Raw genomic sequence first — 12255 nt, 5'->3', positions numbered from 1 at the left:
CACGCGACGAGCGGTGACGCGAGCAGCACGACAGCGCTAGCTCTACCGAGACTTCTGGCACGCATCAGGACTCACCGTCGCAACCGACGGCGAAGTCTCTCAGCAGCCCGAGGTCGCCCTGTCGAGCGCTCCGGAGAACCTGGTTCTCCCACACGCCACTGGAGTCGTCGAAGTGTCTCGCACGCATCTCGGAGTCGAGCGCCGACTCCAGCATGTCCAGACCCTGATCGGCTCTCGCTCCCTTGCCCTCAGCAGCAAGCACCTGCAGCATCCATGTGCACTCCCAGTACACGTAGGCCTGTCCCGAACCGGAACCTACTTCAAAGAGGTCGGTGGTTTCGGGGTCCGTGACAATCTGGCTCTCGAGCGGTGGATGAGTGTCGACGCCCTCTGGGAACGGGAGGTCGGCGGGAAAGTTCTCCAGCGTCCGGTCATACTCGTCGCGCATCTCTGCATACGACATGAAGCCCACCTGCGTGGGGGCTTCTGGAGAACATCCAACGACAGTGAAGGCGACGAGCGCGAAGCCCAGACACGACCCGGTCTTCCACGCGCGCGGTCTCTGGGTTGTCACCACGTGATGTCTCCCTGCCACCGAATCCTGCTCGGATCGAATCCACCCTGCAACTCCCCCAGCATTTGCCCGGATAGCTTGTAGCGCCCGCTAGGGATGACGGTCGATCCCGACGACGAGGACCAATACGTCGTCTCTCCAGGAGTGTGGAAGAGAGCGCGGTCGGAGACCCGGACACCATCCCTATTCCTCATCCACAGACGGAAGTTGAACGCCGCCACCCGGTCGAGATGCATGCGAGGTCGAGTGGTCGAGACGTGATCTCGAAAGGTCTGATAGTTGACGACGTACCCACGCCCGTTCAGCTCACCCCAGACGTTGCCGAAGTAGCGGGCGTGCGCGGGGACGGCCACACCGAGGACGATGGCCGCGGTGAGCAGAACTGCTGCCAGTGGCTTCCTGATAACTCTCATGAGTGCATAAAAGCATGTTTCATGAAAGCAGAGTGCGAGTTATCCACAGCGCCGAGCGAGACGCCGGACTGCGGACGCGGTCAGGCGCTGCGTCGGTCGATGTAGCGCAGGGGGATCTCGATGGTCACTTCGGTGCCCGAACCCACGAGCGTGTGCCAGTCGATCGTCCCGCTGAGCTCACCCTGGATCAGCGTGCGCACGATCTGGGTGCCGAGTCCGCGTCCGACCTGACCTTCGGGGAGACCGACGCCGGTGTCACGCACCCGCACGCCGAGTTGATCGTCGGTGCGCTGCGCGATGATCTCGACCTCGCCCTCCTGATCGGCGAGGCCGTGCTCGACCGCGTTCGTGACGAGTTCCGTCAGTGCGAGGGCGAGAGGCGTCGCGTACTCGCTGGGGAGCGTGCCGAACTCCCCCGATTTCACCGTACGCGCCCGAGTGTTCGGCGATGCCGCAACCTCGGCGACGAGCTTGAGCACCCGGTTGAAGACGTCGTCGAAGTCAACGTTCTGGGCGAGCCCCTCCGACAGCGTGTCGTGCACGACGGCGATCGCCGAGACGCGACGCATAGCCTGCGTGAGAGCATCGCGCGCCTCGTCGGAATGAGTGCGTCGCGACTGGATGCGCAGGAGGGAGGCGACGGTCTGGAGGTTGTTCTTGACGCGGTGATGGATCTCGCGGATCGTCGCGTCTTTCGTGATGAGTTCCTGCTCCTGGTGCCGGATCTCGGTGACGTCGCGGCAGAGCACGATCGCACCGATGCGGGTGCCGTGGTCTTTGAGCGGGATCGTGCGCAGCGAGACGGTCACGCCGCGGGCCTCGATGTCGGCGCGCCACGGGGCGCGTCCCGCCATCACGATCGGCAACGACTCGTCGAACTGACGGGATGCCGGCAGGAGCGCCGTCGCCACCTCGATGAGGGGCTCGCCCTCGAGCTCGTCATCGAATCCGAGGCGGTTGAACGCGGACAGGGCGTTCGGGCTCGCGAAGGTCGTGACCCCGTCGACGTCGATGCGGATGAGTCCGTCGGACGCACGGGGGGCTCCACGCCGCGGTGACGTGGGCGCCGAAAGGTCGGGGAAGTCGGCGGATGCCATCATGCCGAACAGTTCGTCGGCGCAGTCGTTGAACGTGATCTGCTGCCGCGACGGCGTGCGCGCCTCCCCCAGGTTGGTGTGCCGCGTCAGGACGCCCACGACCGTGGCGGGGCGATCGGCAGTCGCATGCTCTCGCACGATCGGCACGGCACGCACCCGCGTGGGCGTCTCCTCGAACCAGTCGGGCGATGCCGAGTCGACGATCCGCAACTGCGTGAAGGCGTCGCGGACCTGCGTGCGCCACTGCGGACGCACCCGGTCGCCGACGATGTCGCGATAGAACAGCGTGGCCGCGCCGGACGGACGAGTGTGGGCGACGGCGATGAACGAGTCGTCGTCGGTGGGCACCCACACGACGATGTCGGCGAAGGCGAGGTCGGCCAGAAGCTGACCATCTCCGGCGAGCCGGTGCAGCCACTCCACGTCCGCTTCGCTGGACCGGCCTTGGGCGTACACGAGATCGCTGAGCGTCGACACGTCTCCAGGCTACCGACCCGCCGCGCCGGCTGCGCGCCGTCGGCGGACGCGCGACGTACCGCTGCGCGGCCGCTCGGATGTCGCGGCCGGCTCGATGACCTCGCCGACGAATCGACGGATCGCTGCGGTGAGCGAGGATCGACCTGCGGCCCTCAGGAGGGGCTGCGCCGCCACGAGAGCAGCGTCGACGGCGCGAGGGTCGAACGGGGCGAACGAAGCCCTCCCGACCCCGACATAGCGGTCGAGCGTACGGCGCACCTGGGCCTGTGGATCGATCCCCAGCACGGTTCGCCGCGTCTTGTTCACGAGGACGTGAACGGGCGCTGATCCAGCGGCCCCGCGAAGATCGTCGTGAGCCCGCACGAACCGCGAGACGCCGATCGGATCTGCCGCGACCACCGCGACCACGGCGTCGGCCGCGGCGAGGGCACCGAGCGTCGCTCCGTTGCGCCGAGGACCATCGAGATCCGACACGATCTCCTCGTCGAGCTCCAAGGATGCCGAGACGTCGACCACGACGTCGTCGGCCCAGGTGCGGCACACCTCCAACGCCGCACGCACCCGGTCGGCCGACAACTCCGGCCAGCGCGCGGGGCGGTTGATCCCCGGGAGCAACGACATCGCGCCGAGATCGACGGCGATCCGCTCGAGCTCCGCCACCGTGAGCGCACCGCGCTCCACCTGACGGCACGCCGCCGCGAACCCCGGCCCCTCGTCGGGCACGCCGAGGGCCAGTGCGACCGCCGGCGCGTGGGAGTCGGCGTCGACGAGGAGCACTCGCCTCCCGTCCCGCGCCAGCTCGGCGGCAAGTCCCACGGCGATCGTGGTGCGCCCCGGCGCGCCGGCCGGCCCCCACACCACGAGAACCCTGCCGCGGTGCGCCCGGCCGTCAGACACGCTGACACCCGGTTCGATCACCTCGTGCGCCGGCGCATCGGCGTCCACCACGCGCAGTCCGAACCGCTCGGCGGCGCGACGATCGGCGGGGCGCGCGCAGCGCGCGACGATCCGCACCCCGAACCGGTCGCACGCCGCGACGAGCTCGCTCGTGAGCGCCCGCGGCTGGGGCTCGATGATCAGAAGGTCGGCCGTCGACAACTCCGCGAGCAGCGCGGCCGCTCCGGCGTCTGATGCGGCATCGGCCACGGCGGCGGCCGGAGCGGATGCCGAGACCACCGCGCGCACGTCCGCCCCCTCCGCCCGGAGGTCGTCCGCCCACCGACGCGGATCGCCCGCCGTGGCCAGGATGACCCTCACGGTGCTGTACCGGTCGCCGGGACGACAGAGAGCGCGGCGCCCTCGCGATGGCGGCGAGGGTGTCGGCGAGGTCGGCGCGGTCGATCACCACCTCGACCGTCGTCTCCCCTCCCCCCATGACCGCATCACCGCGTTTCACCGATACGACCGTCGCGAGGGGAATGAGGACCGCGGGAGCATCGAAGCGGCCTTGTTCGCGCGGAGGCGCGGACCACACCTCGACCTCCGAGCCGGTCGACACCCCCGCCGGCACCTCCCCCGAACTGCGGAGGACGACGGTCGTCACACCCGCCATCTCGGCCGGCCCGACGGCATCCCGCGGGATGAGGTCACCGCGCGGCAGCGTGCGGGTCGCGACAGAGCCGGGGACGAGTTCCCCGGGCGCCAGATAGCGTTCCGCGACCGCGCCGAGGCCGATGTCGACGGCTTCGAGGTCGGTGGCCGAAAGAACCTGGCCCGCGACGACCGTGCGCGTCGCGACGAGGGCGGGGGCCGTCTGGCGCGCCGTCGCGACAACGGCCCACACGGCGGCGATCGACCCGATGACGAGGACGATCCCCAGGAGGAAGCGGGCGTCGGCCCAGAACGCGGGAGGCCGAGGACGGGAGTCGGTCATGGTCATCGACCCATCGTGGCGGCGACGTCGATCCGATGTCGCCGGTTCTCCACAGGACGCCCGAACCATGGCGCGCGGCGCGAGGCGAGCGCATAATGGCGTCATGCCCGACGTCCCGCTCCCCGACGCGCGCCTGCTCACCGCTGCGCAGGCCGCGGAGACGCTCGCGGTCGACGTCGACGAGGTGGTCGCGCTGATCCTCGAGGGGCACCTGCGGGGCACACGCGTGGGAACGCGCGCGCAGTGGCGCGTCGAGGCGGCGAGCGTCGACGACTACCTCGAGGCGCAGACGGAGGAGGTTCGCCGAATGGCCCTCTGGCGCGAATCGCAGGCAGCGAGCTTCCCCGAACTGTGGGGGCGCGGTTCGGCGCACGCCGACTGAAGCCCCTGTCGCTGTCTCGCTGCGCCCAGCGCAGACGCGACGAGCGGCTTACGGCACAGCGGCGCGACCATCCGGCAGCACGCTGAGGATCGCCGCGAAGCTGACGATCCGGTAGCCGGTGACGGCATCCCGTCGGCGCGGGGCACCGGCGTCGTGGAGTGCCAGGTCCAGATGATCCGCACCCGCACGGTCGATGGTTCCCGTGAGGAGCTTGCCGCCCGTGACGCGCAGGCTCACCGGCACACGCTTGCGCGCCAGGTCGCGAAGAACATAACCGAGGGTCATGCGCTGTCTCAGCGCCGACCCTTCGGCCGCGTCGCGCGCCGACGCCACAAGGGGCGCGGGCTCCACTGCGAGGGAGACGATGGCGGGCAGGGGGAGGATGACGGCCGCACCGCGTCGAAGATCGCTGTCGAGCGCGAGCCAGTCCGCTCCCACCGCCTGGACGCGCCCCGTCAACACCGTGGCGTCGCTCAGCTCCACCGCCGCCGGGGTATCCCCCGAGCGGGCGAGGGCGACGAGACGCTCGCGCAGGAGGAGCCGCGACACCCGCAGTCGCTCCGCCTCCGAATCCAGAGCGGCCCGCTCGGCCTCCCATTCGGAGTCGAGTTGGTCTTCCAGGTCTTCGAAGAAGCGATCCCAGCGCACGCCCCGACAGTAGGACACGCAGCGTCGGCCCGTTTCGACCCTCCACAACGTTGGAGATCTCTCATCCCGATGCTCTCCGAGCTGTGCTCTACTCGTGCCCACTCCCCCCTCGTGAGGAGGTCCGCTGTGTCCGTTGCATCCGGCGGAGCCCGCTCCGCGCCCCGCGCGGCCAGGGCTCTCGATGTGGCCGAGTATTTCGCCCCCCAGCGCACCCCTGCAAAGGAGCTCCCCGACCCCGATCCGCTGGTGCGCAACCTGACGATCGGCGTCATGGAGGTGCTGGCGGGAGTGCGCGAGGTCGATCAGCTCGCCCGCTGGCTCGGCGAGGACGCCTTCCGCGCCCTGGTCGCACGCGCGAATCTGTCGGCGCGCGCCCGAAGTGCGCGGGGCGTTCCGGCCGCGCGACCCGTGCACCGGATCCTCAGCACCCGGCATTCCACACCGGCAGATGGCGTCGTGGAGGCGGTCGCTATCGTTGCCGGCCCGCGGCGTACGCGCGCGATCGCCGTGCGCCTCGAGGGGTGGGACGGACGGTGGCGTGCGACCTCGCTCGCGCTCCTGTGAGGGTTACTGCCGATACGACGACAGGAAGTTGCCGAGCCGCTCCACGGCTTCCGAGAGCACGCGCGCTTCCGGAAGGGTGACGATGCGGAGGTGGTCGGGGGTCGGCCAGTTGAAGCCGGTTCCCTGCACCAGGAGCACGTGCTCAGCCACGAGGAAGTCGTAGACGAACTTCGCGTCGTCGCGGATCTCGTGCACCTCAGGGTCGAGGCGGGGGAACGCGTACAGCGCGCCCTGCGGCTTCAGGCAGGTCACGCCCGGGATGCGCGTCAGGCCCTCCCACGCCGCGTCGCGTTGCTCGTGAAGGCGACCGGAGGGGGCGATGAGCGCGTCGATCGACTGCACCCCGGAGAGGGCCGCCTGGACGGCGTGCTGCGCAGGGACGTTCGGGCACAGGCGCGTGGAGGCGAGGAGTTGGATGCCTTCGAGGAACCCCGCGGCGTGCCGCTTGGGGCCGGTGATGACCATCCATCCAGAACGGTACCCGGCCACGCGATACGTCTTGGACAGACCGTTGAAGGTCAGACACAGCAGATCGGGCGCGAGCGTCGCCAGCGGAATGTGGACGGCGTCGTCGAAGAGGATGCGGTCGTAGATCTCATCGCTGAGGAGCAGGAGATCGTGCTCTCTCGCGATCTCCACGATGCCGGCGAGAACCTCGCGCGTGTAGACGGCTCCCGTCGGATTGTTCGGGTTGATCACGACGATCGCCTTCGTGCGGGGCGTGATCTTCTCGCGGATGTCGTCGAGATCGGGTTGCCAGCCGTTCTCGTTGTCGCAGCGGTAGTGCACCGGGGTGCCGCCCGCGAGGCTCGTCATCGCCGTCCACAGCGGATAATCGGGCGCCGGGATGAGGACCTCGTCGCCTTCGTCCAGGAGCGCCTGCATCGTCATCGTGATGAGCTCGGAGACGCCGTTGCCGAGGTAGACGTGGTCGGGGTCGAACGGCGGGAAGTCGGGCACTTGCTCGTAGCGTGACACGATCGCGCGGCGAGCCGACATGATGCCCCGGCTGTCGCTGTAGCCGTGGGCCTGCGGGATCGCCTCGATCATGTCCCGCACGATCTGGTACGGAGCCTCGAAGCCGAACACGGCCGGATTCCCGGTGTTGAGCTTCAGGATGGTGTGGCCGTCTGCTTCGAGGCGATCGGCCTCGACCAGCGCTGCCCCGCGGATCTCGTAGAGGACGTCCTTGAGCTTCGACGATTGATCCAGGATGCGGGGACTCATCGGATCAGGATATCGCCGCCCCGACGGTGCCAATCGACGAGCCGTGGCCTCCGATCGGGCCCCCGTGCAGACTCAGCTGAGCAGGATCGCTCGGATGACCGCCGCGACGGCGAACGCGCCGAGGACGAGCGGCACGACGTTCGGGCGACGAGTGGCGACGGCCGCGGGGTCGGAAGTCACGGACCGGAGCCGCACCGCGATCTCGCGCGCCCAGCTGTCCGCCTCGGTCCGCACCCGCGGCGCCAGCGGCGACTCGCCGCGGGCATCGCCGTCGAAGTAGCCGCCCTCGGCACCGAGCGCACCCTCCCGCCAGGCCTCGGTCATCGCCTCACCGGCAGAGACCGCGGCGACGTGGATCCGCCGCCCGTCGCGCAGCGCTATCCGCAGCCCCGGCCGCCCTGGACGGACCCGACGGCGCCCCAGGGTACGTGCCAGGTGGAGACGAAGTTCCGCACGACGATCTCGTCCGCTCGAAGAGTGATCTGCGGCAAGACCCAAATCATCCACGCCGCCCAACACGCTCCCGCGACGAACGACGCCATCCGGTCCGGTGCCCATTCGGGTGGCAGCAGGGACGCGAGCGCCACAACGGCGACCGCCACGACGGGAAGCGCTACCCCGAGCGCGCGACTGAGCGTCGACGCCGAGGACTGCTCCACCCGGACTACTTCTTCTTGTCGGCGGCGCGGCGCTCTGCCCGGTTGAGGGGAGCGGATGCCGGGGCGTCGGTGCGCTGACCGAACGCGCCGCGCGGCGCCTCCTCTGCCGGGGCGGCCTGGGCGGCCGCCTGACGCACCTTGTTGGTGGCCGCCTGCTGCACCTGGCCGCGATCGTTGCGTACCTCGACCTCGCCGGCGTCGTTCGCCGCCGTGTACTGGAGCTTCTGCGCCTCGACGGGAGGAGCGGCGAGCCCCTTGGCCTCCACGCCCTCGCCCGCCTGACGCACCTCCACCTCGAGGTTGTAGAGGAACCCGACGGACTCCTCCTTGATCTGGGCCATCATCGACTGGAACATCTGGTAGCCCTCGCGCTGATACTCGATCAGCGGGTCTCGCTGCGCCATGGCGCGCAGACCGATGCCGTCCTTGAGGTAGTCCATCTCGTACAGGTGGTCGCGCCAGCGGCGGTCGAGTACCTGGAGCACGACGCGTCGCTCGAGCTCGCGCGTCGCAGCGGCGCCCAGGGTCTCCTCGCGCTTCTGGTACGCGATCTTCGCGTCGGAGAGGATCTCGCGCTTGAGCCCCTCCGGGGTCACGCGGCCCTTCGCGCCGCTCTCGGCGACGACCTCGTCGATGGTGACGCCGACCGGGTAGAGCGTCTTCAGCTCGGTCCAGAGCGCATCGAAGTCCCAGCTCTCGTTGTGACCGCTGCCGGTGTGGTCGTCGATGACGGCGCTGATGGCATCCTCGATGAAATGGTGCACGCGGTCGGAGAGATCGTCGCCTTCGAGCATGTGACGCCGGTCGGCGTAGATCGCCTCACGCTGGCGGTTGAGGACGTCGTCGTACTTGAGGACGTTCTTGCGGATCTCGGCGTTACGCGCCTCGACCTGCGACTGCGCGCTCTTGATCGCACGCGAGACCATGGTCGACTCGATCGCGACGTCGTCCGGGAAGTTCGTGCGCGCGAGGATCGCCTCGGCGGCTCCGGACTGGAACAGGCGCATGAGGTCGTCCGTGAGGGACAGGTAGAAGCGGCTCTCGCCGGGATCGCCCTGTCGGCCCGATCGTCCGCGCAGCTGGTTGTCGATACGCCGGGACTCGTGCCGCTCGGTGCCGAGCACGTAGAGGCCGCCGGCCGCCACGACCTTGGCACCCTCCTCGGCGACGGTGTCGCGCATCGACGTGTACACCTCGTCCCAGGCGGCCTCGTACTCCTCAGGGTTCTCCTCGGGGTCGAGACCGCGAGCGCGCATCTCCTGCACGGCGAGGAACTCGGCGTTGCCGCCGAGCATGATGTCGGTACCGCGGCCGGCCATGTTCGTGGCGACGGTGACGGCGCCGAGGCGACCTGCGCGCGCGACGATCTCCGCCTCGCGTGCGTGGTTCTTCGCGTTCAGGACCTCGTGCTTCACGCCCTTCTTCGCGAGCAGGCGCGACAGGTACTCGCTCTTCTCGACGCTCACCGTGCCCACGAGCACCGGCTGACCGGTCTCGTGACGCTGCGCGATGTCTTCGACGACCTGGGTGAACTTGGCCTGCTCGTTCTTGTAGACCAGGTCCGACTGGTCCTTGCGGATCATCGGCTTGTTAGTCGGGATCGGCACGACGCCCAGCTTGTACGTCGACATGAACTCGGCGGCCTCGGTCTCGGCCGTACCGGTCATGCCGGCGAGCTTGTCGTACAGGCGGAAGTAGTTCTGCAGCGTCACCGTGGCGAGCGTCTGGTTCTCCGCCTTGACGGGAACGGCTTCCTTCGCCTCGATGGCCTGGTGGATGCCCTCGTTGTAGCGACGTCCGACGAGGATGCGACCCGTGTGCTCGTCGACGATCATGACCTCGTCGTTCATGACGACGTAGTCGGTGTCGCGCTTGAAGAGGGCGAGCGCCTTGATCGAGTTGTTCAGGAACGAGATGAGGGGCGTGTTGGCCGACTCGTACAGGTTGTCGATGCCGAGGTAGTCCTCGACCTTCTCGATGCCCGGCTCCAGGACACCGATCGTCCGCTTCTTCTCGTCGACCTCGTAGTCGACACCGGCCTCGAGGGTCTTGGCGATCTTCGCGAACTCCACGAACCACCGGTTGGCCTCGCCCGACGACGGTCCGGAGATGATGAGCGGCGTGCGCGCCTCGTCGATGAGGATCGAGTCCACCTCGTCGACGATCGCGAAGAAGTGCCCGCGCTGCACGAGGTCGTCCTTGCGCCACGCCATGTTGTCGCGGAGGTAATCGAAGCCGAACTCGTTGTTCGTGCCGTAGGTGATGTCGGCGTTGTACTGCTCGCGGCGAACCTCCGGCGTCTGACCGGCGATGATCGTGCCCGTCGTCATCCCGAGGGCGCGGTAGACGCGGCCCATGAGTTCGGACTGGTACGACGCGAGGAAGTCGTTGACGGTGATGACGTGCACGCCCTTGCCCGCGATGGCGTTGAGGTAGACCGCGAACGTGGCGGTCAGCGTCTTGCCCTCACCGGTCTTCATCTCGGCGATATTGCCGAGGTGGAGCGCCGCCCCACCCATGATCTGCACGTCGTACGGGCGCTGGCCGAGCGTGCGCTTGGCCGCCTCCCGCACCGCGGCGAAAGCCTCGGGCATGAGCTTGTCGAGCGTCTCGCCCGCCTCGTAGCGCGCACGCAGCTCAGCGGTCTCGCTGCGCAGTTCCTCGTCGGTCAGCTGGGCGTAATCCTCTTCGAGGGCGCCGACGGCCTTCACGACCTGCTGGAGCCGCCGCAGGATGCGTCCTTCACCGGCACGGAGCAGTTTCTCGAGAGGGTTGGCCACGGAGGTTCTCCATCTTTCGGGTGCGGGTGGCGCGGGATGCCACCGGTGTCGCGCGCCCATGCGCACAGCACAACACCCCATGTTATGCGGTTGTGACCTTGATACGGGCTGTACGTGCCGTGCCAGGGAGCACGGCAAGCGCTCAGTCTCGCCCTTCACGGGAGTCCTAGGATCGATTCATGGCCGGAATCTGGGGCAACCGCAAGAAGGAACGCGAAGCGCAGGCGGCGCAGGATGCCGAGCTCACACGACGCGCCGGCACCGCCCTCGTCGAGGCCGACGAGCGCATCCGCACCACGAGTGACGAGCTGGTCTACGCCGAGGCGGAGCTGGGCACCGATGCGACCCGTGACCTTCGCGACGCAATCACGGCCGTCCGACAGCACCTGGCCGAGGCCTTCCACCTCCACCAGCTGAACCACGACGAGATCCCCGACACCTCGGAGGAGCTCCAGTCCCGCGGCGCCCGCATCCTTCAGCTGTGCGAGTGGGCGCAGGAGCTGCTCGACGACCGCACCGCGGCGCTGGCAGCGCCGATCGAACGCGCCCGGCGCGCACCGGAGATCATCGACGGCATCCGCCGTGACGTCGAGCGGCTCACCGCTCGCCTCCCCCAGGTGAAGGTCACGATCGATCGCCTCGCGTCGCGATACTCCGCCGATGCGCTCCGCAAGGTGTCGGGAAATCACGCCGAGGCGTCGCAGCTGCTCGAGTTCGCCGCCCACGGGGCGGACATCTCCGAGCGTCGCCGCGAATCCGGCCAGCGCGAGCAGGCGAACCTCGCGCTGGAGACGGCGATCGAAGCTGTCCGGCGGGCGACGACGCTCATCGAGGCCGTCGACGGATACGAGGTCGAGGCGTTGCGGGCCGAGTCCACCCTCGACGCGATCGTGCTCGACTCCCGCGAAGACCTCGCCGCCGCGAAGGACATCGCCAACGTTCCGGCGGTGGCCACGGCGATGACGGTGCTGGAGAAGGAGCTCGGTGCGCTGGCTCCCGCGGGCACGCCCACCGACCCGTTCGCCGAGCTGACGAGACTGCGCGAGGCGAACGCGGCACTCGACACGATCGTGGCGAAGACGCGCGAACGCGCCGCACGCCCCGTCGTGCCAGAGACCCACGTGTGGCACGCGCTCGACGACGCCGACCGCCAGCTCGGGGTCGCCAGGAGCGTCATCTCCGGGCACCGGGGTTGGATCGGCGCGGACGCGCGCACCCGCCTGGCCGAGGCGGAGCGCATCCGGCTGGATCTGCGGTGGGCTCCCGGCATCGCCGTGCCCGAGGACGACCGCGATCAGGCCATGGCCGACGCACGCCGCTGCGGGCAGCTGGCATCCGAGGCGCTTCAGCTCGCGCAGCGCGACATCGACTCGTCGCGCCCCCAGGGCCCCGGCGGCGGCTGGGGCGGTGGCGGCGGCTGGGGCGGCGGCAACCGCGGAGGCGGCGGCGACGTCATGGGCGGCATTCTCGGCGGTCTCGTCATCGGGAGCATCCTCGACGGCATCTTCGACTGACCCTCCCCCGCGAGGGTCACACGGATCGTGAACGCGGAAGAGGGGAT

11 protein-coding genes and 1 pseudogene are annotated in these 12255 nt (G+C 69.1%); 3 read left to right on the top strand and 9 right to left on the bottom strand.

All coding sequences use genetic code 11. From position 1 onward, the window contains the following. Positions 1-64: 64 nt before the first annotated feature. The 5 genes and pseudogenes from ACSQ18_RS03625 to ACSQ18_RS03605 all read right to left on the bottom strand — a co-directional run. Entirely contained in the window at positions 65-577 is a 513-nt protein-coding gene (locus tag ACSQ18_RS03625) for a hypothetical protein (RefSeq protein ID WP_436035795.1), read from the bottom strand. Further along, positions 571-987 carry a hypothetical protein gene (locus ACSQ18_RS03620; protein WP_436035793.1) on the bottom strand — a complete coding sequence of 139 codons (417 nt, stop codon included), beginning with the start codon at positions 985-987 and terminating at the stop codon, positions 571-573. Before ACSQ18_RS03620 ends, ACSQ18_RS03625 begins: the two co-directional genes overlap by 7 nt. 80 nt (positions 988-1067) lie before the next feature. After that, a complete protein-coding gene (locus ACSQ18_RS03615; RefSeq protein ID WP_301039494.1) occupies positions 1068-2561 on the bottom strand; it encodes a sensor histidine kinase in 1494 nt (497 codons plus the stop codon). 9 nt (positions 2562-2570) lie between these two features. Continuing rightward, on the bottom strand, positions 2571-3818 hold the full coding sequence (locus tag ACSQ18_RS03610; RefSeq protein WP_436035791.1) for an AAA family ATPase: 1248 nt from the start codon (positions 3816-3818) through the stop codon (positions 2571-2573). Positions 3819-4191: 373 nt separating this feature from the next. Next, positions 4192-4434, bottom strand: a pseudogene (locus tag ACSQ18_RS03605) (hypothetical protein); the annotation flags it as partial. A 103-nt stretch (positions 4435-4537) separates the two neighbouring features. On the opposite strand from ACSQ18_RS03605, the gene ACSQ18_RS03600 reads away from it, so the two are divergent. Beyond that, positions 4538-4816 carry an excisionase family DNA-binding protein gene (locus tag ACSQ18_RS03600; protein ID WP_436035789.1) on the top strand — a complete coding sequence of 93 codons (279 nt, stop codon included), beginning with the start codon at positions 4538-4540 and terminating at the stop codon, positions 4814-4816. Between the two features lie 48 nt (positions 4817-4864). Here ACSQ18_RS03600 and ACSQ18_RS03595 read toward each other — a convergent pair whose 3' ends face one another. Continuing rightward, positions 4865-5464 (bottom strand): hypothetical protein, encoded by a 600-nt coding sequence (locus tag ACSQ18_RS03595; protein WP_436035787.1) that lies wholly within the window; start codon positions 5462-5464, stop codon positions 4865-4867. A 126-nt stretch (positions 5465-5590) separates the two neighbouring features. On the opposite strand from ACSQ18_RS03595, the gene ACSQ18_RS03590 reads away from it, so the two are divergent. Continuing rightward, a complete protein-coding gene (locus tag ACSQ18_RS03590) occupies positions 5591-6028 on the top strand; it encodes an Rv3235 family protein (RefSeq protein WP_436035786.1) in 438 nt (145 codons plus the stop codon). 3 nt (positions 6029-6031) lie between these two features. Here ACSQ18_RS03590 and ACSQ18_RS03585 read toward each other — a convergent pair whose 3' ends face one another. The 3 genes from ACSQ18_RS03585 to secA form a co-directional block, all read right to left on the bottom strand. Beyond that, the gene (locus tag ACSQ18_RS03585; protein WP_436035784.1) at positions 6032-7255 is read right to left on the bottom strand and encodes a pyridoxal phosphate-dependent aminotransferase; all 1224 of its coding nucleotides are present in this window, start codon (positions 7253-7255) and stop codon (positions 6032-6034) included. Between the two features lie 72 nt (positions 7256-7327). Then, on the bottom strand, positions 7328-7579 hold the full coding sequence (locus ACSQ18_RS03580) for a hypothetical protein (RefSeq protein WP_436035783.1): 252 nt from the start codon (positions 7577-7579) through the stop codon (positions 7328-7330). Positions 7580-7919: 340 nt separating this feature from the next. Then, the gene (gene secA / locus ACSQ18_RS03575; protein ID WP_436035782.1) at positions 7920-10694 is read right to left on the bottom strand and encodes a preprotein translocase subunit SecA; all 2775 of its coding nucleotides are present in this window, start codon (positions 10692-10694) and stop codon (positions 7920-7922) included. A gap of 179 nt (positions 10695-10873) precedes the next feature. Between secA and ACSQ18_RS03570 the strand changes: the two genes are divergently transcribed. Continuing rightward, entirely contained in the window at positions 10874-12208 is a 1335-nt protein-coding gene (locus tag ACSQ18_RS03570; RefSeq protein WP_436035780.1) for a hypothetical protein, read from the top strand. Positions 12209-12255 lie beyond the last annotated feature (47 nt).

The organism is Microbacterium sp. LjRoot45, from assembly GCF_964253325.1.
In the GTDB taxonomy this organism is placed as follows: Bacteria; Actinomycetota; Actinomycetes; order Actinomycetales; family Microbacteriaceae; genus Microbacterium.
The sequence above is the reverse complement of the archived record's forward strand: the minus strand, read 5'-3'. Positions and strand labels throughout refer to the sequence as shown.